Raw genomic sequence first — 22,518 nt, 5'->3', positions numbered from 1 at the left:
CATGTTTTTACGGACGAGGAACACAATCAATGTATTATCGCCAGCTTGGCCGTTCAGGCCTTCGTATTTCCGCGTTCACACTGGGAACGATGACGTTCGGTGGCAGCGGTGACTTCGCGAAGACGGGGAATACGGACCTCGCGGGCGCGAACCGCCTGATCGATCTGTGCATCGATGCGGGCATCAATATGTTTGATACGGCCGATGTCTATTCGACAGGCGCTTCGGAGGAGATTCTCGGCCAGGCGCTCCGCGGACGGTCCGGCGAGATCATGGTGACGACCAAGGCGCGGTTCCGTATGGGACCCGGCCAGAACGACGCCGGTTCGTCCCGATATCATCTGATCGCCGCCTGTGAGGCGAGCCTGAAGCGTCTCGGCCGCGATCATATCGATCTGTATTATCTCCATGAATGGGACGGCCTGACCCCTCTGGAGGAGACGCTCGAGGCGCTTGATACACTCTGCCGGTCAGGCAAAATCCGTTATGCGGGCGTGTCGAATTTCACTGGCTGGCAACTGATGAAAACGCTTTCTGTTGCGGAACGAAACCGCTTTATCGCGCCTGTCTCGCAGCAGATCTACTATTCTCTCCAGGCCAGAGAAGCGGAGTACGAACTGCTCCCCGCCGCCGTGGATCAGGGGATTGGCGTGCAGGTCTGGAGCCCGCTCGCCGGCGGTCTGCTTTCGGGAAAATATCGCCGGGGCAGGCCGGAGCCGAAAGGACGGCAGCTCGAAAACTGGGGCGAACCGCCGGTCTACGACAAAGAGCATCTGTATGATGTCGTCGAGGTTCTGGTCGGTATCGCCGAAGCGCGGAACGTGCCGGCCGCGGACGTGGCTCTCGCCTGGACAGTGTCCCGCCCCGGCATCAGTTCTCTCGTCATCGGCGCGCGCAATGAGGATCAGCTGAAAGCCAATCTGAAGGCGATCGACCTTGTGCTGACACCGGACGAAACGAAAAAACTGGATGAGGTCAGCCGGCCGCCACTGATCTATCCTTACTGGCATCAGGCCAGAAATGCCGCTGACCGCCTGTCCCCCGCGGATCGTGTTCTGATTCCCGAATGAGCAAACCGGAGCCGATGAAGCGGATGCCGTCGCCAGATGTTCTTCGGACGGTCTCCGCCGGCGCTCACGCTCGTGCACCCGGACCGGAAACCGGTCCCGCATGATCCCGATACTGAAAACCGGACACAGCGATATTCACAGTGAGATGAATGTCGCCGGCAGATTCCGGAAAGTCTGCGATCAGAGTTGAAATTCAGGCTGTGACGCGGGCGAAAACGCATCCCGTATGTTTATGGAATGATATCCCCGATGACCTCTACCTGGCTCAGATGCAGGTATTCTTTCCGGGGAAGTCTGAGGCGGAGAATATCGCAGATGACAGGCTGATCCGGAGAAATTGTAAAGATATTATTGTGGGCGCTCCCGGCCATCATGCCTGAATCCAGAGTGCCGATCTCACGCCAGTCACCATGAGGAAGCCTGACTTCGGCGATAAGCCCGTTTGCGCGGTAAGGGACATCCGGTCTGTTGTGAATCACGACCGAGCGGATCAGGACCGGATCAGGAAAGGTCAGCGTCCACCAGGGATCTGGCTCATGTTCGGTATGAAAATGATATGCGCCGTCCGATATTCCGTTGATACCATTCGCCGCATCGTTGCGGGTCGTGGCTCCGACCGACCAGGGAGACACCGAACTCTGATCCGCGATTCCAAAGCGTTCGATTTTTATATTCTGCGTATTGCCGGAATTCGTCGTGGATCTGTTTCCGTTAAGCAGAAGGTCCATCCAGTATCTGCGAAGATACGTATCTTTCACTGCATTGAGCGGAGCGAAAAAGCCCTGCAGATTGCCGCTGTCATAAAGATCTTTCCAGGCTTTCTGACCGGAGAAGGAACCTTCCGTGCTGCGGCGCGCGCGTGCCACGAGATCCTTTTCGGATTTGAAGGCGTAATGAAAGATGCACGCCGTTTCGAGTATGCGCTGTGAGCGGTTTTCCTGATAAAGATAATGCGCCTTTTCGTCGTCTGAACCGTCAATGAAAGCCGTATAATCTTCTCCGAGGACATTTTTCACTGTCAGCCCCGGATGGGATGCGGGCGAGATGCGGTGATGGAATATGGCATCAAGATTTTCAATGCGGATTTTTTCATCGAAAACCGATGATTTAATCAGGTGTTTTGTCAGAATGAACACACCGGCGGACCGGTTGACATAATTCAGCAGCACAGAACCGCCAGGACGTTCGACAAACCCGCTGTTTCCGAACCAGACCCAGTTAAAGACGATATCGTCGCAGTCATTCAGGCCATTCTGCACCAGGGCGTCGATATTGTTCGTATTCCGGATACAGACGAACTCATCGACATCAAGAAACATGAACCGTTCGGTTTCATGCCGGAAATGTTGCAGAAAATGCCGGTACATTCCGTTCTGATCACCTTTTTGCGGGTGAAACAGGAATGTTACAAACGGCTCCGTCCCAATATTGAACGGAAGAATTTTCTCATACAGATCATCAGGTCTGTCGTCATTGCAGTAAATATAGACATGATCGAAACCAATCGACCTGTGATAGACAAGCCACTCCTGAATACAGTCTTTCTCCCAGCGTGCGCATGTCACCAGGCTGTAATTATTTTTCTTCATTAACTTCACCGAAACTTTTTAAGATGTTAGATTTTACCGATACATAATCATTAATATTATAACGATTTTCCTATAAATCGTAAATATCGTTCCGCCGCGATGGCCCGGGCGGAGTCAGCCACGCACCGGATCTGGCTTACGCCGGCCCGGACGGGGCAGGCAGCTGATTGTCTTTCAGCGCCGCAGTGAAAACGGCCCAGTCTCTGTGGGTCTGTTTCGCGTAGGCGGCGGAGAACCGGCTGATGGCATCCGCGAAAGCAGCACCCTTGCCGAGATAGCCGGCGATGGTCGCAACATCGCCGGAGCGCGCATGGGCGCGGGCGAGCGTCCGGCCACACAGCCTGGCGTAATCGGCCAGTCCCTGCTGGGCGGAATCCGAACCGATGGCGGCGAGGCGGGTGTCCTTAAGGCGCCGGACGTAAAACTGGCGTCCCTGGCCGGACAGGTCCGGGGCGGCGTTTCCCTTGTCCGTCTGGGGTCCGTCGCTGCGGGTCCAGCCCAGGAAGGAATCCGAAACGGCCTGAGTGATGCGCTGGCCGGTGACGACGCGTTCACCCTGATTATGGAAACAGGAGGGACCGGTAAACGGGGCAAGGACGGATTCCTGCGCCTCCTTGATCTGGAGAAGCAGCGTTTCACCATCGGCCGTGGCGAACAGGCCGATCGCGCAGAACGTGCCGACGCTCCCGATCCCGACGACTTTGAACACGACATCGCGCAGGCGGTAGCGATCGAGCAGAACGGCGCGTTCGGCGGGCTGGGTGGCGACGTAACGGGAGAAGGCCTGCCTGATGGTGTCCTCATGAGCGGGCAGACGCATGACGAATGGCGGGCGTTCACGCAGAGACGGAGCCGGGCCACTATCCGCGACAAGGCCGAAATGGTTGCGGGCGCTGTCAAGACGCCGTGCGAGCTGGGCCTGAACGGCCTCCCGGACCTTGCGGTCTTCGAACTGCGCGATGGCGGCAACCAGATCGACGCGGTCGGTCCAGATTTCGAGCGGACTGAGACCGGCCAGCCGCGTCATTTCCTTCGCATAGGTGAGCGTCATGTCTCTGGAAAGAAGCCGGGCCGCCTTATCCGACAGGCCGCCTTCAAGACCGGCCAGAACCAGAGACGTGCCAAGGCGCCTGATGTCCCATTCGAAAGGCGCGCGAAGCGTTTCGTCAAAATCGTTTATATCGAAGACGGGAATGCCCTCCGGCGAGGCATAGCTGCCGAAATTGGCAAGATGGCAGTCACCGCACGCCTGCACGGTCAGGCCGGTTGTAGGAGTGTGAGCAAGATCGGCCGCCATGACAGCGGCCGCGCCCCGGAGGAACGCGAACGGAGAAGCCTTCATCCGGGCATAGCGGACGGACAGCAGATCCGGGATACGGGTCAGACCCTGAGTGGCCAGAATGGCGACCGGAGACGCCCGGCCGGCAGGTGTCGTCCAGTCGGCATGGCAGCCGCGCCGCACGCTCTTCCGCAGTTTTACACCGGCGGCGTGGCATTCCTTCCTGGTCTGCAGGTGGGGGGCGGCTTCTGGCCGGAGAGAGGCGCTGGCCTGGCTGTGCTGAGTTTGCATCCCCGCATTATGGACCGGACCGGGCGATTCAGGCCAGTCCGCACCTCTTTCAGGGCTCTCCCCGAACTCCCCGCAAAGAGGCGAGACCTTTCTTATCCCGGTCATCTGGCCACTTCAGTCGGATCAAAGAGCACTGAGCGATCAGCCTCTGATAAAAAGTAATAAAAATTTTTGGGTGCCGCCTTTTTCCAAAAAGGCGGCGTCTTCTGAAGCTTTCCGGGGAAAGGTTCATCAGAAAATTCTTGATAATTTGAAGTATTTTTAAGTTATTTGTATATTTTGCAAATACAGACGAGATGGCTTTTCAGGGCTTTGCCCCGAACCCCACAAAGGGACACAGTCCCTTTGATCCCCGCCTGTTAAATTAGATGGATGAAAGGCAGAGCCCTGCTTTGTCTCCCGTTTGCAAAATACATAAACGCCCTTTTCAAACAGTCTCTGATAAAATGAGGTGCAGACTCCCACACCTCCTGCCGTGACCGGGTTTCTCCCCGGTCCGAAAGCACCACGCTCTTACGACATGTGAGAGTCGGGAAGCGCCGTATGGGCGATACGAAACAGTGTTTCCCGCAGCCAGCGATGCACCGGATCGGTGTCGCGTCTGGGATGCCAGGCCTGGAACGCCACAATGTAAGGCAGGGGCAAAGGAAATTCGAAAGTGGCGAGCCCGAGTGCCTCCAGGGAGATATTGTCCAGAACCAGTCCGGGCAGAGGCAGAATGAGATCCGTGTCCTTCATGCTCTCCACCATGCAGTGATAATTCGGAACGACCATGGCGATCCGGCGGGTCAGACCATACTGATCGCGCAGAATGGTATCGATCGGTCCATGGGCGCGCCCGCGCCGGGAGACGCTGATATATTCGTAACGGACCATCGTTTCCGGGGTGACGCCTTCGGTCAGGATCGGATGATCCTTTCTGACCACGGCCTGCATCGTGTCGCGGCTGAGCGTCTGACGACGGATCTCCGGCTTCATCACATCCGTGGCACCGATATACAGATCGATGCTGTCATGACGCAGAGGATCGCTGGCCGGATCATCGACTTCCGGCGCGAAGACCAGCTCGCATTGCGGGCAGTCCCGGCGGAGCGCCCGCAGCAGCGGCAACCCCAGAGCAGCGATGATGAGATCGTTGGCGCGGATTCTGAACGTCGGCGTAAGATTATGCAGATCGGCAAGGGCGCGGGTCTCGATCAGGCCGTCAGCGGCGCGAACCACCTCCTGCACCCGGTCCAGAATGCCGAGCGCGAATGAGGAAGCCGTCATCCGCCGGCCGGACTGAACGAGGATCGGGTCCCTGAACACCGTGCGCAGCTTGGCGAGGTGACGACTCATCGCCGGCTCGCTGATCTTCAGGCGACGCGCCGAGACCGAGACGCTTTCCTCTTCGATCAGAACCTGAAGGTATCGCAACAGATCAAGGTCGTATCCACGCATCCTTCCATTTTTAGACTTCTCCGAACGAAGACGCCAGCGAGGACCGATCCGGAAAGTGGAATCTATGATTGCCGGAAACAGGGGTATATCTGGTCCTCTTTCCAGGCAACATGGCCGGCATGCAGACTGCCTCCCCAGCTCCGGCAGAACCGGTCCTCCGGACGGATGCCGCGCCAGCGCCAGCGTCGGCACCGGCAACGACGCCGGCCGCGCCGGTTATCCACGCGTCGCCGCCCCGGCCGTCTTACATCCCGCCTTTCGGCCTCCGTACGGTCATCGGCTGTCTGGGGATGCTGCTGGCCGTGCATGTCGCGGGTTTCAACGAACACGTTACCGAGATCGGGCTCTCCGATATCCGCGGCGCGATGCATATCGGGCACGATGAAGGAACGTGGCTGATCGCGATCTACGAGGCGTTCAATATCGCCGCCATGGCGTTCACGCCGTGGTTCTACATGACGTTTTCGATCTACCGCTTCTCGATCTTCGTGACAGCCGTCATGGCGCTGCTGTCGATCCCGGCGCCGTTCATGCCGGATGTGACATCGCTCTGCATCCTGCGCGGCTTTCAGGGACTGGCCGCTGGCTGTCTGCCACCGGTTCTGATGACCGTCATGCTGAAATACCTGCCGCCGGAAATCCGGGTCTTCGGAATTGGCGGCTACGCGATGAGCGCGACCTTCGGCCCCAATCTCGGCCTGCCGCTGGAAGCCTTCTGGTTCGAGGACGCCGGCTGGCACTGGCTCTACTGGGAAATCATCCCGCTGGCCGCCCTGTCCATCGCGATGATGGCGTACGGTCTGCCGAAAGATCCTGTGCATATCGAACGGTTTGAGAAATTCAACTGGTTCGGAATTCTGGTCGGCCTCCCGGCCATCTGCTCCCTCGTCATCGTGCTGTATCAGGGCGACCGGCTGGACTGGTTCCGCTCGCCCGTCATCACGAATCTGGCTTTCTGGGGCGGGGCGGCGTTCATCGTCTTCGTCATCAACGAAGCGTTCCATCCCAGCCCGTATTTCCGGATTCAGTACTGGAAAAGCCGTAACATCCAGGCGTCATTGCTGTCTCTGGTCGGCATTCTGGCCATCTGTGCGCTGATGGCGGACATTCCGGCGACCTATCTCGCCGCCGTGCGGGGATACCGCCCGATCCAGACAGCGCCGATCTCCCTTGTGGTCGCACTGCCGCAGCTGATCATGCTGCCCCTGATCGCCGCGATCTGTAACAGCCGCAGGGTCGACTGCCGCTATGTGCTGGCAGGCGGCATGCTGTGCCTGGCCGCCGCCGCCTGGCTGGGCACCTGGCTGACCCCGGACTGGGTCCGCGACAATTTTTATCCCCTGCAGATCCTTCAGGTTTTCGGACAACCCATGACGGTGATCCCGACCCTGATGCTGGCGACGCTGGCGATGGGTCCCGCCGACGGTCCGTTCATCTCAGGCATGGTGAACATGCTCAAGGGCCTGGCGAACGCCGTCGCTTTCGCATTGTTCGCGGCACTTTCGCGGCGGCGTGAGCAGTATCATTCCACCATGCTGCTGGATCATTACGGCACGCACGGCCTCGCCCTGCAGGGAACGGGCGATCCCATCAGCGGACAGCTCTCCGTAACCTCGCCCGACGCCGCGCATGTCGCCCGCAATTCACTCCAGGTTTTCCATACCTACGTTCACGAACAGGCCCTCGTTCTGGCCCTGAACGATATCTATTACGTGCTGATCTGGGTCTGCCTCGGATACGCCGTTCTCAATCTCTTCCTGCCGCACCGGGTCTTTCCGCCCCGACCGCCTTCACCCGCGGCGCCCGTCCGCTGAGTATCCGAAAAAGCTGCAACCATGATCTATAAAAAACCACTTCTCTATGCCGGCTGCGCCGCCGTCGTTCTCGCCGTGGCCGCCTGGGGCGGCAGTCGTCTGGTCAACGGGAACGGTGTCGATCAGTATACGAACGACGCCTATGTCACGGCGGATTTCACCACCGTCGCGCCGAAAGTCTCCGGCCGGATCGACCGCGTGATCGCGCAGGATAACGAGCAGGTCCGGACCGGCGAGGAACTGGCCCATATCGAGGACGACGATTACCGTGCCGCTCTTGAGGTGGCGAAGGGCAACGTCCTCGCCGCCCGGGGCGATGTGTCCAATCTGGAAGCGGAACTGGGCCGCCAGGATTCCCTGATCGCCGGAGCGAAGGCCGCCGTCCTGTCCGATCAGGCGTCGCTTCAGTTCGCGCGGGAAAACGCGGTGCGGTACCGGAACCTTTCATCAGGCGGCGCCGGCACGGTCGAACAGAAACAGTCCTCGGAATCCCGCGAGAAAGAAGCAAATGCCGTCGTCGCCCGCGATCAGGCGGCCGTCGACGCGGCGGTAAGACAGGTCGCCGTGCTGAAAGCGCAGCTGCAGCGTGCCCAGGGCGTTCTGCTCCGGGCGCAGGGCGATGAAAAACAGGCCGCGCTGAATCTCTCCTATTGCACCATTCCCGCGCCGGTGGACGGCGTGGTTGGTGAACGCGGCGTCCGTGTCGGTGCTTACGTCCATCCCGGCACCGGCATCCTCGCCGTCGTTCCGACACAGGCGGCCTATGTGCTGGCCAACTTCCAGGAAACGCAGCTGACGAAGGTCCAGACCGGACAGACCGCGACCATCTGGGTGGATACCTTCCCCGGTCATCCCCTGAAGGCGCATGTGGACTCGCTGGCCCCGGCCACCGGGGTCGCCTTCGCGCCGATCCAGCCGGACAACGCGACCGGCAATTTCACCAAGGTCGTGCAGCGCGTGCCGGTCAAACTCACCTTCGATCCGGGCCAGGCGCTGGCGTCGAAAGTGCGCGTCGGCATGTCTGTCGAAGTGAGCATCGACACCGCCTCGCAGCCAGGCGGGCCTCACGCGAACGATGCGCGCTATGTCTGGCGCTGACCTCATGAAAACCCGCCTGACACCGGCAGCACCCCGGCCAGCACCCCGGCCAGCGCTCCGGACAGCGACGCGAGCAGCGACAAGGCGGGCGGCCATGCTGTCGCTGGGCGTTGCCGCGCTCGCCGGATGCACGGTGGGACCGGATTTCCATAAGCCGGACGTTCACGCTCCCGCCTCCTGGCACGAAAGCATGACCCCGGCGGAAAGCCGCCCTGTCATGGCAAAGATCGATCCGGACTGGTGGAAACTGTTCGGCGATCCGGTCCTGACCGCGCTGGAACAGCAGGTCACGGCCGATAATCTCGATCTGCGCGCGGCGGCGTATCGTCTGGCGGAAAGCATCGCCGAGCGCCGCATCGCCAGCGCGGCGCGCTTCCCTCATGCCGAAGCGGCCGCGTCCTACGGCCGGGAACGGGCGAGCACGAATGGCGTGCTGGGCCTGCTCGGCACGATGGAGCGCGAGGGAACCGGCACCGTCGCGAACGGGGCACAGGGTTTCGGACCGACAGCGCTGCCCGGCAGCGTCGGCAACCCGTCCTTCAACCTGCCGCAGTACGGCATGAGCGCGTCCTGGGAAGTCGATTTCTGGGGGCATGTCCGGCGTCAGGTCGAGGCCGCCACGGCCGCGATGCACGGCACGGAAGAAATGCGCCGTGACGTCATGGTCTCGCTCATGGCCGAAACCGCGCAGGATTATATCGATCTTCGTGGCATCCAGGCGCAGATCGGCATTCTGCAGCACAATATCGAGATCACGCAGCACAGCGTACAGCTGACGACGCTGCGTTATCAGCAGGGCGCGGCAACCCGGCTGGATGTCGCGGAATCGACCGGCCAGCTCCATACTTTCGAATCCCGGATGCCGGCGCTGAAGAGTCAGGAAATTCACCTGATCAACGCACTGAGCTTCCTCGTCGCGCGGGAGCCGGGGGCGCTGACGGTGCAACTCGGTCATAGCGGGGCGATCCCTCCGGTCCCGGCCACCGTGCCGACGGGACTGCCTTCGGAACTGGCCGATCGCCGTCCCGATATCCGGATGGCCGAGGACCAGCTCCACGCCGCCACCGCAAGTATCGGCGTCGCCATCGCCGACTTCTTTCCGCGCGTCACACTGTCCGGCAGTCTCGACATTCAGGCGCTTCAGTTCAGCGGTCTGGGCTCATGGGCCTCACGCCAGTACGGGTTCGGGCCAACCGCCACGCTGCCGCTCTTCGAAGGTGGCCGCCTGACCGGGCAGCTGCATCTTCGCAAGGCGCAGCAGCGTGAAGCGGCGGTGATGCTGCAGCGGACCGTTCTGAAAGCCTGGCAGGAAATCGACGACGCGATGGCGGATTTCTCCGCAGCGCAGACCGAGCGGGATCGCCTCGCCGAGGCGGTGCATGAAAACCAGATCGCGGTCGATACGGCGCAGATGCAGTATGTGCAGGGCTCTTCGGACTTCCTGAACGTGCTGACCCTGCAGAACGCGCTGCTGTCGTCGCAGAGTGCTCTGGCCGAAGCGACAACACAGGTTTCGCGCTCCGTGACCCATCTCTATCGCGCCCTGGGCGGAGGCTGGGAAACAGCCTATCCCGTGGCATCCGTTCAGAAAGCGAGGACCGTGCGATGATCACCGTGCGTCGGCAAACATCGCTCGGCCTGGTGCAGGATCAGGACATAACACTGCGCTGCCACTTCCCTTTCCGGACATATACCGATCCGGCGCATGGCGCCTGTGGACGGTTGCGGGTGCTGAATATCGGTGTCCTGTCCGCGAACGCTGCGTATCGCGCGGGTCCTGAATCCAGCATCGATATCCTGACCTGGCTGTGGCAGGGAACGCTGTCGACCTCGGCCGCAGGGTTCCCGGATGACAGGCTGGAGGCCGGCGGCCTCCAGGCAGTGAGCACGGGAGAGGGTGTGTCCTGTCTCGCCTGGCGCGCAGGACCGGACGGCGCCACATTCCTGCAGTTCTGGTTTCTGCCGGATGATGAAAGCGGAGAGCCATCGCAGGAGGTGCGTCCGGCTTTTCCCGCTCTCGAAGACGGAGGGTTCCGGATTCTGGCCTCCGGTTTCCCGGAGGACGATCCCGAAGAATGGCGCGATATCGCGGACGGAGCCCCGGTGACAATCCGGGCGCGGTCGCGGCTGATGGACGCGCGTGTCCCGGCAGGCGAAGGCGCGCGTTACGACACCACAACAGGCCGCGCACTGTATCTGGTTGTGGTTTCAGGCCGTGTGACACTCGGTCCGGACACGCTCGCCGCCGGCGATGCCGCCACGGTCATGAACCAGACCGGAATAACAGTGATGGCGGCTGAAGACGCGGTGGTGCTTCTGGCGGACACAGCCGCATCGGAAAGCGCGCTCTGACACTGACCGGGCACATTCTGCCGGGACGGCCGTTCTGATACTGCGTTATAGCCTGTCAGCAGAGTTTACAGGAGGCCGGGTTGCGCAGTCTTGACTTCAGTTCATGGCACAGTGTGCTGGCAACCGTCATCGGACTGGCGCTGTTCACGCTGATCGGCGTCGGTGTCCGTCTGGTCATGATGCTGACGATTCAGCAACGGAGAGAACGGTTCAACCGTCAGATCAACGAACGCCTCCGGGTACTGATCGCCGCGTACAAAACACTCGGCGGTTCGTTTACCGGTACCCTGAGTGTTGATCCGACGCACCGGCGCGATCTGAAGCCGCGTGCCGACACGGCTGATGAACACGCTCCGCTGGACATTTCCGGCAATTCCGACCGGTCGCGACGGATCCGGGACGCAGTCGAGGCCGCGCTGTCCGATGTCATTCTGCTCGGAACCGGGGAGCAGGTCCGGATGGCGGTCCGGGCTGCCACGGAACTGGCCGAAGGGCGCGCGATTCACACACATGATCTGGTCGTCGCACTTCGGAATTTCATCCGCAAGGCGCTGGATCTCGATCCCGTGCCGTCCGATCTGCTGTTTCCGAAACAGGGTCCGGCCCGGCCGTCAGGCTCGGGAAGCCGCGAAAAGGGAGAAGGCGGGAAAGACGGTGGCGGAAAAGCGGGTGGCGCTGGCGGCGGTGACATGGGTGGCGGCATGGGCGGAGGCGGCATCACGGACAGTGATACGGAACCGCTGTCCGGCCATCATTCATGACAGACGGTCTTTATATATTTTGCGAACGCGTGCCTGTAACTGCACAATACAACACTGTAACAACAGCGTTGTCTGATGTGCTGACTTTTCATGGAAAAACAGAGATATGGCGGAGAGAGTGGGACTTCACGCCTTATCGCTTAAAAACCGCAGAAGACAGCCATTTATTGGCCAAAACATGTAACGCTCAGCGCCCTGTAACGGCCTGGTTGTAACGCTCACCGCGCCTTGGGGCCTCCTTATCGGTCCTTTGAGACGATTGCAATTTCATTCAAAGAAGGCCGAACGCATAGCAAAACGTCGGTCCCATTGAATCTGCCACATGGTCCTCAGAGCTAACCAGCTCACCGCACAGGCCCCTTCAGCTTCTCATGGCTCCATTGGTGCCCATGCGACCACAAGGCCCTCAGCGGCCATCCTCGGGGCTGTCCTTGGGAGCTGAAGCTCTTTGGGTGGCGTTACAGAGCCTCAGAGCTGCAAGCTCCTCAGAGCCTCAGCTCCTCAACTCCTCAGGACCCTTTGCACAGCCGCTGCGGTCCAAAAGCCTCCTCTGGCTGTCCTTACGCCCTGCTCAGTCAGTCTTGCAGCGATCTGGCGCAGGCTGAGGCCTTCTTCACGCAGCCCGGCCACCATTGGTCCCACGCCTGCCCTGAACGCCTCAGCGGCCCTCTGGACAGCCTCTGTGCCCTTCCTGTGGTCCACCTTCGGGGCTCCCTCGCGATAACCGCCCAGCTTTACTCCACGGGCCTTTGCTGCAGACAGGGCCGCCTTGGTCCTCTCGGAAATCATGCGGCGCTCCTGGTCAGCTACAAGGGCCATAATGCCGACTGTCAGGCGGTTAGCGTTCGGCATGTCCGCTGCAATGAACTCCACGCCTGCTTTCTCAAGCCCGAGCAGAAAGTGTGCATCACGGCTCAACCTGTCCAGCTTGGCGATGAGCAGGACTGCGCCAGTCAGGCGGCAACGTTCCATTGCTTCCGTCAGCTTCGGTCGCTCGTTGTTCTTACCGCTCTCTATCTCAGTGAACTCAGCCAGCACCCTGCCTCCACTCTGGGTCACATACGCGGCCACGGCGGCCTGCTGCGCCTCAATGCCAAGCCCGGAGGCTCCCTGTCGTGCTGTCGAGACGCGGAAGTAGGTGACGAAAGAAGGAAGCATGGCGGCGTGTCCGTATCGTGAAAGTCATCGGTCGTTGACTGGTCTGATACGGCATAACCAGCGCCCCTGAGAATCCCCGGAAGGTGAATCCGTCACATACAGAAGGTGAATCAATAATCCCCGGAGTCCCATGCGCCGGTCCCTGAAATTCAAACTGATGACCTTGAGGTGACTTCAAAACCCCGGAGTAAACCACTCTGCTGGTGGTGTTGGATACTGCCTTCAGAGCTGCAAGCTCCTCAGGTTTCCTTTAGCGGCCCTTTATGGAGCCATACGGGCCGTTTTACAACGTTGCAGTATATATCTGAGAAGTAGTCTAAAATGGCTTCTTATCAGGGATGATGAGAGAGGTCCGTTGGATTGTCCATAACGCAATCCAGAGGATTCCATAACGCTCTATAGTATGTCGGCAAACTCTTGGAAATCACGGCTTTAGCCCCGGTGATGAGAGAGACCGAATGGATTGTCCATAGCGCAACCCGGTCAGTCCCGGCGGGCCTCTGTCATCCACCAACCTGAAGATAAGAGAAGATAATGAACGACGACTCACGCCTTACGCCTGAAGAACTGGCCCGTCTCATGTCTCATATTGAGAAGGCCGCTAAGCCCCTGCCAGAGATGCTAAGTCCCTGCTGGAACTGGACGGGGGCAGTTAAACAGGGGACGGACCGTCCAACCTTCGGACTGAGAGGCAAGATGGTCAGCCCGTATCGGACGCTCTATCAGCATTACCACGGCCCGCTCCCGGAGGGCAAAGTGGTCCGCCATCGCTGTGATAATCCCCTCTGCTGCAACCCTCATCACCTTGAGGCCGGGACGCACAAAGAGAACTCCCACGACATGACCATGAGGAATTCCCGTGGCCGTCCTCTGGCTCGCCTCCAGATGGTGGTCAGGCACAAAGAAGACGGCATGACCGTAGCAGAGATAGCCAGCGTCACTGGTCTGCACCACCTTGAGGTGGACCGCCTTCTGGAATTCCATGAGGAAGACGCGGGGCTTTACACTATCGAGCGGACCATGTTTGGCCCTGACGAAGCCAACAGACGCCGCACTGAACGCCTGCGGTCTGAATATGCCGGTCTGACCAAGATGGGCGAGTTCATAAGCATGAACAGCAGAGGCAGGGACGCCACGGCGGCATAACCAAGCACCCCAGAGCCACTGGCTTACGGCCATCCAAAGGAATCATAACGGTCCTCTGGGTGGCCTTCTGGTTAGCTTACATCTTCTGGTCATCACATAATAAGCCAGCCCTGACGCCATCCATGCGTATTCCTGGGACTCCATTGGGCAGGCACTGTCTGCTGGTGAGCCTATGGCTCTGGGAAGGTTTCGGACATGACAGACGACACGGTGATTGTCCTTGAGCCATTCAACCCCGAGACAGACAAGAAGCCCCCGTCGCATCCCCATGACTCCGAGGAACTGAAGCAGGCCTCTTCGTCCGCTTCTGGGTGTTCATGCCTGCCCTCGCTTTCTAAGTGCCAATCTGGCTCCCGTAGTGAAATAAGCCTATATACAAAGGCTTACAGACGATCCCTCGAAGCCTCAGAGCTAACCAGCTCCTCAGCTCCTCAGAGCCTCATAGGCACTCCCTCACAGCCTCAGGCATTCCCTTGTCCACCATGCCCATGATGGCCCGCTCATAGACAGGCCAGGCCATGTCCTTCTCAGTGTAAACGCTCTGAGTAATGGTCTCCAGCTTATGGCCCATCAGCCTCTGGACCACCGAAAGCTGACACTCAGGGACACCAGCCACGGACGCCCTGTGCATGTAAGTGCCAAAGTTCTTCCTGAAGCTGTGAAAGGCGGTCGCGCCATCGGATTCCTCAGCGCCCAGCACCCTCCTGCGGAACTCAGTGAACCTCTTGGCAAAGTAGTAGCTATGCTTATTCCCGGCGCCACCCGGTTTACACTCAGGGAACAGCAGCGCCTCTGCGCTCCCGTCAGTCTCACCTAAGCGCCTCTCAATGATCCTGCGGGCCAGTGGGTGCAGAGGAATACGCCTGACTGAACTGGTGGTCTTGGCTTCCGCATCGGTCACTGAGATTCCCCAGAGCTGTCCAGCTCCCCAGAGCGACCCATGCGCCAGCACCTGATCCCTGTTTATGATCCGCCCGACTGTCAGGCTGCAAAGTTCATTCTCACGGGCCCCTGTAAGCAACGCAAGACGCATCAGGTCACTGATGGCAGACCCCCACGCCCAGCGTCTGCGCAGTCCCGGCTCCTTTCCCTCATCAGGATCAGCAGACAGCAGCTTAACCAGCTCGTCCTCAGTGAATTCCCTGCGTTCCTTACCGTCCCTGCTGACTCTCTGGGCTTGCTTCTTCATGCCCTCCGTGGCCCCTGTCCATGGGTTTGGCCCGGTGATGACATGCTTGCGTATGCACCATTGCCAGAAGACCTTGAGCGGACTCACACGCCCCTGAGCGGTCTTCACACGCAGACCTCTGGACTCCAGCAGCCACTCCACGAAGCCACCAGTCACGCTGGGTTCAATCTGCTGAACGGCCATCAGCCGGAGGGCCTGCAATGGGGCGTCATTGGCTCTTGGTGAACCGTCACCCGTGCCTGTGGCGCTTACGGCCCTTGGCATGACCTCACAGACATACTCAGCGAAGTGATTGAACGCCGCCCTGTCAGCCGCCCTGCTGGTGTCTGTTATGCTCCGGTCCCGCTCTCTGCCCCAACGGTCCAGCAGCCCGCCCAGAGGCGTATGGGTGCCGTCAATGACCCCCATGGTGGTCCGATAGTAACGGGCTCCGTCAGCAGGCGGCATGGCCTCGGCGGCCTCTTCAACCTGATCCCGTATTACGTCTGCCAGCAGTTCCCGCTGGGTGTCTGGGGCGCCATCATCGGGCGCATGAGGATCGTCTCTTGCTATGTATTCGCCTGAGGCCTTCTCAAGGTCCTGCCGATAAGCCAGACCGTCCTCTACGGCCCGCTGATCCACGGACGGCCACGGAGGCTCCCAGTCACCATGAAGAGGGGCCAGACCAGCAGCCACCAGCTTGCTATCCAGCTCACGCCTGATGGCCTCCAGTGCCTTGTCACGGCGTCTCAGAGCCTCCCGGTGGTCCTTCGTCCCAAGCGTCCTCACGACCTCCATGCGGACAGGCGTGCGGCCAAACTTACGGCTCTCGGTGCCTGTGGCTTTCCCGGCGTCCTCCCAGCGGTCCTGAGGGACGATAAAGCGGGCATAGTAAGTCTGCCCGCGCTTCAACAGATTACGCATGTCTTTAGCAGCCCCTGCCTCTTCATCAGTGGGGGCCGGTGTAACGCTGGACCTGTAACGCACAGTCACATGACCTGTAACGCTGACATGCTATAAGTCACTGTTTCTATTGGATTTATGAGCCTATGGCGGAGAGAGTGGGATTCGAACCCACGGTACGCTATTAACGTACACACGCTTTCCAAGCGTGCGCCTTAAGCCGCTCGGCCATCTCTCCGGCGCAGGGACAGCTTCATACCAGTATCCGGCGGAGACTCAAGAGGAAAACCGCATCACACGCAGACCGGCTGCCGTGCGGCCGCGACGAAGCGTGCGACTGCCACCGGATCTTTAATGCCTGGCGCGGTTTCGACGCCCGATGAGACATCGACAGCCGACGCGCCGCTCTCGGCAATCGCGCGGGCGACATTATCCGGACGCAGGCCGCCAGCCAGCAACCAGGGGACCGGCGCTGTCCAGCCATGGGTGAGCGCCCACGGAAAAGCCACGCCATTACCGCCAGGACGGCCGGAATCCTTTGGCGGACGTGACTCTATGACGAGACGCTCCGCGACAGAGCTGTCCGGCAGGTCCGTGACAGCGGAGACAGGGCAGGACAGCCAGACCTCCCGGCCGAATCTGACCTTTATCTCCCGCGCCCGTTCCGGCGACGTATAGAGTTGCAGCACGTCCAGAGGGACTGCGGAAACTGCCGCTGCAATCTCGGCGTCAGACGGCTCGACAAACAGTCCCACACATCCGGGGCGAACCTGTGCATCCGCAAAATGATCCGCCAGTTCCGACGCACGCGCAGGAGTCACATATCGCGGCGACCGGGCGAAAAACACGAAACCGATCCAGTCGACCTGCTCCGCGAGACAGGCCGCGAGGCCGGTCTCCTCAGTCAGTCCGCAGATCTTGACCTGAACAGACATGCTATTCCGCCAGTTCGCGCGCGATTGCGGCCGCGGCTGCCCCCGGATCGGCCGCTCCTGTAACGGGACGCCCCACCACAATCCAGTCTGCGCCCGCGTCACGCGCCTCTCCAGGCGTCATGACGCGCTTCTGGTCACCTGCAGCCGCGCCCTGCGGCCGGATACCAGGCGTGACAAGAACCGGTGAGTCACCAAACTCCGCTCTCAGAGCCGCAAGTTCGTGGGCCGAGCAGACAAGCCCGTCGGCTCCGTTCCGCAGCGCCAGATCGGCCAGTCGCAGAACCTGGGATCTCACTCCGCCTTCCACTCCCGTTGCCGCGAGGGCGGCGTCATCGAGGCTGGTGAGAACCGTGACGGCCAGCAGGACCGGCCTGTTTTCCGTGGAGAAATTCTCATTCAGCGCATGACTGGCGGCAGCGACCATCGCGGCACCGCCGGAGGCGTGAATCGTCAGCATCGCCGGGTTGATTCTGCTCAGGCTGCCAATCGCGGCACCGACGGTATTCGGAATATCGTGGAGCTTGAGATCAAGAAAAAGCGCTCTGCCGGCTGCAATTTCGGAGACAGCCTCAAGTCCGGCGGCATAGACGAATTCCAGCCCGAGCTTGATCGCCGACGCATGGGGAGTCACGGCATCGGCCCAGCGGGATGCCTCACGCGGATCGCGCGTATCGAGGGCGGCAATCAGGCGTGTCCTGCGGTCAGACATCAGCACAGATCCTTACAGCGGTGGCGGCATTGTCGGAACGGCAGCCGGAGCTGAAGGCGGAGAATGCGGCTGCGCGCGAAGCTGCGCTTCCTGTGCGGCCAGCGTGGCTTCCAGCTCCCGCACTTTCGCTTCCGCCCGGCGCGCCCGGCGCCGCTGTCCGAGTTCGACAATCCACACGGAAAACGCCCCGAGAAGAAACGACACCGCGGCGACGAGAAGCGCAAGCACACCGATGGAGCAGGACCAGCCATAGGCCAGCAGCCACATCTGGGTGGATTCCTGATTGCTCGCGGCAAAAAACACCAGAGCCAGAAGGAAAGGAACAATGAGAATAAGCCGGATCATACTGGCTTCGTAGCCCTGTGACGGACTGAGAGCAAGAAAATGCGGTCTGTGCAGATTCGCGTCAGACTGCTGCGGACCGGTGACTTGCAACATCTGTGCCGGACATGGTCTCGTCAGTCCGCATCCCGTGTATCGTTCGTGTATCCTGGGCGGGATGTCCCGGATGGGAAACAGTGAAGCTGAGGGACCCGACCCGATGGCAACCATTCTGCCATTTGACCTGCCCGGCAGGCGCGGCGGCGATGCCGGACGCGACAGAATATGGGCCGTGATCGCCATTATCGGGCGCCGAAGACGGGTCGCGAACATTTATCCCACACGGGAAGCCGCGCTGACCGACTGCGCCTGGCGTCGCGAGCAGGTCAAAGCGTATGAGCGGTTCCTCAGTCAGTCCGAAGAACCTGCGCCGCTTTACCACATCGCGCCCATCCATCGCTCAGAACTGCCCCGTGGATGGAAACCGATGCCTGCCCTTGGTCTTTTGCAGGGACGTTTCACGTAATGGAAAGAGTTTCTCTGATACACTCGTCGGCGTAACACGAATTTGCTAGATGTTCGCACAGAACAGGTCATGAGAACGGAAAGACTTTTTGAGCATGGTCGATTTAAAAACGATGGAAACAGTGACAGGCGCCGGAACATATCCCGCCGGAAGCGGAACGGACTCCGTGACCGGAACCGGGACTGCGCCCGGGCAGCGGTCGTCACGGCCAGCCGTTCTCATGGGCGCGCAGTATGTCCGTTCCGTCACGTTCCGGGTCGTGGACTCAATCATGCTGCACACCCGTCCCCCCGTTCGTCCCAACACATCGCTTACACTGGATGTCAACGCCCGGCAGGTTGGAGAAAACCTGCCTGATTTCGAGGTCGATCTCGGAATGCGCTGTCATGGCATGGCCGACGCTCCGGCTGACGGCAGCCAGCCACCGACCCTGTTCGAGGCCGATATCATCTATTCCGGCCTGTTCTCCCTGCGCAATGTGACGGCCGAGACGTTCGAGCCCCTGCTGCTGATCGAAGCGCCCCGCATGCTCTTCCCTGCCGCCAGAAACTATCTGGCCGATCTGACCCGTGAGGCCGGTTTTCTGCCGGTTATTCTGCAGCAGTTCGATTTCGAGGCGCTCTGGATGTCGCAGCAGGCACAGAAAAAAGCCGGCTGAACCTTACCATATCAGTATCCTGCCGATCGCAGCCCTGCCGGTCGGCGCCCTGCGGGTCAGTTCTCTGGCGGATTTGCCTTTGCAATCATCCCGCGCGTAAACAATAAGCCATTGTTCAGAAAAGGAGACTGCCGTGCTTTCACTCTGCGGTGATCGTCCCTGCTGTGCGGACCAACGTGGCATTCCGGGCCGGAATACGCGTCAGATCAGTGTGAGGTAGCGTGTCGTCGGAGTCAGTGAAAGGGCCATCCTGGGCACGATTTGATGCCGGATGGTACCGTCAGCGATACGCGGATCAGCTTGGCGACCTCGCCCGGGCGGATGCGGGCACACTGGAGGCGCATTATCTCTCGGACGGGAAAACGCAGGGCTTCTCGCCCAATCCGTTCTTTGACGAGGCATGGTACCTTGCGGTCAATCCCGATGTCGCCGCGGCGGTCAGGCATGGTGGCTTTGCATCGGGTTTCGATCATTACCGCCTGAATGGCCACAGTGACCGCTCGCCGCACTGGCTGTTTTCAGAAACGGATTATCTTTCACGCTACCCGGATCTGACCCGGTCGACGCTTGATCGCCTTGGCCTCGTCAATGGTTATGATCATTACCTGACTTTCGGGGACCGGGAATTCCGGTCCGGTCATCTGTTCTTTGACCCGCGACTCTTTTACGCCAGAGCGCTGCAGGCCCCTCCGGCTTCCGCCGACGCTCACCCCGCGACAGAGATTCCCGAACGCGGTCCGTTCGCCTCATTCCTCGCCCGGCCAGATGCGGGCAGCAAAATCCGCTCAGCCTGGTATTTCGATCCTGACTGGTATCTGTCGACATATCCGGAGGTCGTTACAGCCATTCAGGCCGGAGAATATGAAAATGCCCTGCATCATTTCCTGACCAATACAACGCCGCAGGCGTTCTGTGCGCTCGAATGGTTCAGTGAAGAGTATTACATCGAACTCTATCCCGATATCGGCGAGGCCGTCTCGGCGGGACATATGACGTCGGCCTACGATCATTTCGTTCGCTATGGCGCACCTGAACGACGCAAGCCCCATCCCGATATCGATCTGCAGGCCTATTTCTTCACGGGCACCGTACGTGCGGACATTGAGAACGGGCTGGTGCGGGACGCTTTCGTCCACTGGCTGTCCCGACGTCATATCGTATCCCCGGACTCTGACACCTCCCGACCGGAACTGAAAAAATTCGAAGGACTGGCCGCGCGCAAGGCGGAATCCCTGATTCCGCTCCTGATCAGAAATCCTCTGATTTTCACACCAAAAACCACACCGGCGCTCAGCGTCATTCTCTTCGTCCACAACCGCCTGCCCGTCACGCTCGCGACGCTGTCCGCGCTGCGTGCCAGCATACGCGACTCAGCCGAGGTGATCGTCGTCGACGCCGGATCGCGGGACGAGACGCGACGTCTGGAGCAGTTCGTCCATGGTATCCGCGTGCTGCGCCTGCCGCAGACGACATCCCGGGCAGAAGCGCTGAAAGCAGCCCTGCCGCATGTCACGACAGAGACGCTTCTCTGGATCGGGCAGGGTATCCGGCCAGAGCACGGCGCCATAGCAGCGGCGCTCGCCCATCTGACGGGAACGCCCACGGCGTTACCAGGAAAACCGAAGGTCGGCATCGTCACCGGCAAAATACTGCGTGCCGATGACAGAATCCTTGAGGCTGGCGCTATCGTCTGGCGCGATGGCTCACTGGGCCATTACATGGAAGGCGCTGCACTGGAAGCGCCGGAAACATGTTTCCGGCGTCTTACGGCATGCGGAACCGTCCCGTGTCTGCTGTTCAGCCGTACTCTTGCCGAAGCGCTCGACGGCTTTGATCCGGCCTGTGAATCCGAGGCTGGCGCGCTTGCCGATTTCTCGCTCCGGGCGGCGGAAAAGGGGTTTGCGACCCTGTATGAGTCGGCAATGATTGCGACCTTCGACATCCGTGATCCGGATGCCTCGTCATACGGTCCGGGCGACATGCGCACCCTGCGTCGTCGACACACCGCCGCTCTCCACACCGCCGAACCACCTTCGCCCGCGCTTGTCGCCCGTGCCCGGACAGCCGGGAAAAGAACGCGCCGTATTCTGTTTATCGAGGACCGGATTCCGACGCGGCGGCTCGGATCAGGGTTTGTGCGTTCGAACGACATCGTCCGCACAATGGCGGCTCTCGGTCATGAAGTGACCGTCGCGCCGATTTATTCTTCCGTGGACCCGCTCCCTGTGATCTATGCCGATTTCCCGCCGGAGGTCGAACTGCTCCACGATCGCGGCTACGAGGTGCTCGACAGGCTGCTGGAAGAGCGAAGCGGCGCGTATGACTGCGTCTGGATTGGCCGCACCCATAATCTCGGTCGTCTGATGCCCGTTCTGATGGGGCACGCCTCAGCTCTTCCAACGGGCGGCATCGTGCTCGATACCGAGGCGGTGACAGCGCCCCGCACCGCTCTGCGGGCTGAAGTGCTCGACCTTCCTCAGACCAGAACCCTCAGCGAGGCGCTCGATGAGGAACTTTCCTGCGCATGGCTGTGTGAGACCATCGTCGCGGTCAATGCGATCGATGCCAGGGTGCTGCGTGATGCCGGTTACGACAATGTCGCCGAACTGGGTCATCTCTGCCCGGTCAGGCCCACACCGGCGGGATGGGCGGACAGGCGGAATCTCCTGTTTCTCGGTGCGATCCATGAGCCGGACTCACCCAATCATGACAGTCTGATATGGTTCGTCCGCGAGGTTCTGCCTCTGCTGAAGGACCGGCTGCCGGAAGATGTCCGCTTTACTGTGGCCGGCTTCCGGGGACCGGCCGTCGATCTCAGCGCTCTGGGTCGCGATCCGCGCGTCGAGCTGATCGGCCCGGTCGCAGACGCCTCAGTTCTTTACGGAACGCACCGTGTCTTCGTGGCGCCGACGCGCTTCGCCGGAGGCATTCCGTTCAAGATTCATGAAGCTGCATCCTATGGCCTTCCGGTCGTCGCATCAGAACTGCTCTGCCGGCAGCTTGGCTGGCGTGACGGACAGGAAATCGTCTCAGGCGGCACAAACGACCCGCACCGCTTCGCAGCCCGTCTTGCCGGGCTGTACAATGACGAGGACCTCTGGAACGCTGTCCGCGCCGGTTCGCTGCGGGCTCTTGAGGAAGAGAACAGCGAAAAAGCTTACAAGGTAAGTCTCAATACTATTCTGCAACATGTTTTCGCGGCGTCTGACCGGGCGAAACACTGAGACAGGTTCAGGATGTTATCTGTTGAATCGCTGATCACCACCCGGTTCAGCACTGGAAGATCGGGACAAAGGATAG

At 60.3% G+C, this 22,518-nt stretch carries 19 protein-coding genes and 1 tRNA gene; 11 read left to right on the top strand and 9 right to left on the bottom strand.

Annotated elements, in window-relative coordinates; translation table 11 throughout:
* Positions 1-29 precede the first annotated feature (29 nt).
* Positions 30-1,070, top strand: a complete 1,041-nt coding sequence (locus GOB93_RS05905) for an aldo/keto reductase (protein WP_173582552.1) — start codon at positions 30-32, stop codon at positions 1,068-1,070.
* A 230-nt stretch (positions 1,071-1,300) separates the two neighbouring features.
* Here the strand turns inward: GOB93_RS05905 and GOB93_RS05900 are convergent, their stop codons facing one another.
* The 3 genes from GOB93_RS05900 to GOB93_RS05890 form a co-directional block, all read right to left on the bottom strand.
* On the bottom strand, positions 1,301-2,659 hold the full coding sequence (locus GOB93_RS05900) for a glycosyltransferase family 2 protein (RefSeq protein ID WP_173582551.1): 1,359 nt from the start codon (positions 2,657-2,659) through the stop codon (positions 1,301-1,303).
* 136 nt (positions 2,660-2,795) lie between these two features.
* Complete coding sequence (locus tag GOB93_RS05895; protein ID WP_173582599.1) at positions 2,796-4,229, bottom strand: DUF2252 domain-containing protein; 1,434 nt, start codon at positions 4,227-4,229, stop codon at positions 2,796-2,798.
* 513 nt (positions 4,230-4,742) lie between these two features.
* Entirely contained in the window at positions 4,743-5,669 is a 927-nt protein-coding gene (locus GOB93_RS05890) for a LysR family transcriptional regulator (protein ID WP_173582550.1), read from the bottom strand.
* A 119-nt stretch (positions 5,670-5,788) separates the two neighbouring features.
* On the opposite strand from GOB93_RS05890, the gene GOB93_RS05885 reads away from it, so the two are divergent.
* The 6 genes from GOB93_RS05885 to GOB93_RS05860 all read left to right on the top strand — a co-directional run bounded on the left by GOB93_RS05885 (position 5,789) and on the right by GOB93_RS05860 (position 11,909).
* Entirely contained in the window at positions 5,789-7,483 is a 1,695-nt protein-coding gene (locus GOB93_RS05885; RefSeq protein ID WP_242010561.1) for an MFS transporter, read from the top strand.
* Positions 7,484-7,504: 21 nt separating this feature from the next.
* Positions 7,505-8,581 (top strand): HlyD family secretion protein, encoded by a 1,077-nt coding sequence (locus GOB93_RS05880; RefSeq protein ID WP_173582549.1) that lies wholly within the window; start codon positions 7,505-7,507, stop codon positions 8,579-8,581.
* Between the two features lie 94 nt (positions 8,582-8,675).
* On the top strand, positions 8,676-10,190 hold the full coding sequence (locus GOB93_RS05875) for an efflux transporter outer membrane subunit (RefSeq protein ID WP_173582548.1): 1,515 nt from the start codon (positions 8,676-8,678) through the stop codon (positions 10,188-10,190).
* Positions 10,187-10,933, top strand: a complete 747-nt coding sequence (locus tag GOB93_RS05870; RefSeq protein ID WP_173582547.1) for a pirin family protein — start codon at positions 10,187-10,189, stop codon at positions 10,931-10,933. Before GOB93_RS05875 ends, GOB93_RS05870 begins: the two co-directional genes overlap by 4 nt.
* Positions 10,934-11,013: 80 nt before the next feature.
* Entirely contained in the window at positions 11,014-11,694 is a 681-nt protein-coding gene (locus GOB93_RS05865; RefSeq protein ID WP_173582546.1) for a hypothetical protein, read from the top strand.
* Positions 11,691-11,909: a hypothetical protein gene (locus tag GOB93_RS05860; protein WP_173582545.1), complete on the top strand. Its 219-nt coding sequence runs from the start codon at positions 11,691-11,693 to the stop codon at positions 11,907-11,909. The genes GOB93_RS05865 and GOB93_RS05860 overlap by 4 nt, the downstream gene beginning before the upstream one ends.
* 286 nt (positions 11,910-12,195) lie before the next feature.
* Here GOB93_RS05860 and GOB93_RS05855 read toward each other — a convergent pair whose 3' ends face one another.
* Entirely contained in the window at positions 12,196-12,852 is a 657-nt protein-coding gene (locus GOB93_RS05855; RefSeq protein WP_173582544.1) for a recombinase family protein, read from the bottom strand.
* Positions 12,853-13,386: 534 nt separating this feature from the next.
* On the opposite strand from GOB93_RS05855, the gene GOB93_RS05850 reads away from it, so the two are divergent.
* Positions 13,387-13,998, top strand: a complete 612-nt coding sequence (locus tag GOB93_RS05850; RefSeq protein WP_198912677.1) for an HNH endonuclease signature motif containing protein — start codon at positions 13,387-13,389, stop codon at positions 13,996-13,998.
* Positions 13,999-14,437: 439 nt separating this feature from the next.
* On the opposite strand, the gene GOB93_RS05845 is transcribed toward GOB93_RS05850, so the two are convergent.
* The 5 genes from GOB93_RS05845 to GOB93_RS05825 form a co-directional block, all read right to left on the bottom strand.
* Positions 14,438-16,090, bottom strand: a complete 1,653-nt coding sequence (locus GOB93_RS05845; protein WP_173582543.1) for a tyrosine-type recombinase/integrase — start codon at positions 16,088-16,090, stop codon at positions 14,438-14,440.
* Between the two features lie 126 nt (positions 16,091-16,216).
* A tRNA-Ser gene (locus tag GOB93_RS05840) sits at positions 16,217-16,307 on the bottom strand.
* Positions 16,308-16,362: 55 nt separating this feature from the next.
* Positions 16,363-17,004, bottom strand: a complete 642-nt coding sequence (locus GOB93_RS05835) for a phosphoribosylanthranilate isomerase (protein ID WP_173582542.1) — start codon at positions 17,002-17,004, stop codon at positions 16,363-16,365.
* Between the two features lies 1 nt (position 17,005).
* Positions 17,006-17,713 carry an orotidine-5'-phosphate decarboxylase gene (gene pyrF / locus GOB93_RS05830; protein ID WP_173582541.1) on the bottom strand — a complete coding sequence of 236 codons (708 nt, stop codon included), beginning with the start codon at positions 17,711-17,713 and terminating at the stop codon, positions 17,006-17,008.
* A 12-nt stretch (positions 17,714-17,725) separates the two neighbouring features.
* The gene (locus GOB93_RS05825) at positions 17,726-18,151 is read right to left on the bottom strand and encodes a lipopolysaccharide assembly protein LapA domain-containing protein (RefSeq protein ID WP_242010560.1); all 426 of its coding nucleotides are present in this window, start codon (positions 18,149-18,151) and stop codon (positions 17,726-17,728) included.
* Between the two features lie 70 nt (positions 18,152-18,221).
* On the opposite strand from GOB93_RS05825, the gene GOB93_RS05820 reads away from it, so the two are divergent.
* From GOB93_RS05820 to GOB93_RS05810, 3 genes are all read left to right on the top strand, one after another.
* Positions 18,222-18,560, top strand: a complete 339-nt coding sequence (locus GOB93_RS05820) for a hypothetical protein (protein WP_242010559.1) — start codon at positions 18,222-18,224, stop codon at positions 18,558-18,560.
* A 94-nt stretch (positions 18,561-18,654) separates the two neighbouring features.
* A complete protein-coding gene (locus GOB93_RS05815) occupies positions 18,655-19,218 on the top strand; it encodes a protein-export chaperone SecB (protein ID WP_173582540.1) in 564 nt (187 codons plus the stop codon).
* 221 nt (positions 19,219-19,439) lie between these two features.
* On the top strand, positions 19,440-22,442 hold the full coding sequence (locus GOB93_RS05810) for a glycosyltransferase (protein ID WP_338422304.1): 3,003 nt from the start codon (positions 19,440-19,442) through the stop codon (positions 22,440-22,442).
* Positions 22,443-22,518: the final 76 nt, after the last annotated feature.

This window comes from Acetobacter musti (assembly GCF_011516835.1).
In the GTDB taxonomy this organism is placed as follows: Bacteria; Pseudomonadota; Alphaproteobacteria; order Acetobacterales; family Acetobacteraceae; genus Acetobacter; species Acetobacter musti.
This window is presented reverse-complemented; position numbering and strand designations above follow the sequence as displayed.

Coding starts and splice junctions, on each gene's coding strand:
- GOB93_RS05825 (WP_242010560.1), bottom strand. CDS start 18,151: ATGTTGCAAGTCACCGGTCCGCAGCAGTCTGACGCGAATCTGCACAGA.
- GOB93_RS05855 (WP_173582544.1), bottom strand. CDS start 12,852: ATGCTTCCTTCTTTCGTCACCTACTTCCGCGTCTCGACAGCACGACAG.
- GOB93_RS05860 (WP_173582545.1), top strand. CDS start 11,691: ATGACAGACGGTCTTTATATATTTTGCGAACGCGTGCCTGTAACTGCA.
- GOB93_RS05835 (WP_173582542.1), bottom strand. CDS start 17,004: ATGTCTGTTCAGGTCAAGATCTGCGGACTGACTGAGGAGACCGGCCTC.
- GOB93_RS05880 (WP_173582549.1), top strand. CDS start 7,505: ATGATCTATAAAAAACCACTTCTCTATGCCGGCTGCGCCGCCGTCGTT.
- GOB93_RS05845 (WP_173582543.1), bottom strand. CDS start 16,090: ATGCGTAATCTGTTGAAGCGCGGGCAGACTTACTATGCCCGCTTTATC.
- pyrF (WP_173582541.1), bottom strand. CDS start 17,713: ATGTCTGACCGCAGGACACGCCTGATTGCCGCCCTCGATACGCGCGAT.
- GOB93_RS05885 (WP_242010561.1), top strand. CDS start 5,789: ATGCAGACTGCCTCCCCAGCTCCGGCAGAACCGGTCCTCCGGACGGAT.
- GOB93_RS05890 (WP_173582550.1), bottom strand. CDS start 5,669: ATGCGTGGATACGACCTTGATCTGTTGCGATACCTTCAGGTTCTGATC.
- GOB93_RS05900 (WP_173582551.1), bottom strand. CDS start 2,659: ATGAAGAAAAATAATTACAGCCTGGTGACATGCGCACGCTGGGAGAAA.
- GOB93_RS05875 (WP_173582548.1), top strand. CDS start 8,676: ATGCTGTCGCTGGGCGTTGCCGCGCTCGCCGGATGCACGGTGGGACCG.
- GOB93_RS05820 (WP_242010559.1), top strand. CDS start 18,222: ATGGGAAACAGTGAAGCTGAGGGACCCGACCCGATGGCAACCATTCTG.
- GOB93_RS05815 (WP_173582540.1), top strand. CDS start 18,655: ATGGTCGATTTAAAAACGATGGAAACAGTGACAGGCGCCGGAACATAT.
- GOB93_RS05905 (WP_173582552.1), top strand. CDS start 30: ATGTATTATCGCCAGCTTGGCCGTTCAGGCCTTCGTATTTCCGCGTTC.
- GOB93_RS05850 (WP_198912677.1), top strand. CDS start 13,387: ATGAACGACGACTCACGCCTTACGCCTGAAGAACTGGCCCGTCTCATG.
- GOB93_RS05895 (WP_173582599.1), bottom strand. CDS start 4,229: ATGCAAACTCAGCACAGCCAGGCCAGCGCCTCTCTCCGGCCAGAAGCC.
- GOB93_RS05870 (WP_173582547.1), top strand. CDS start 10,187: ATGATCACCGTGCGTCGGCAAACATCGCTCGGCCTGGTGCAGGATCAG.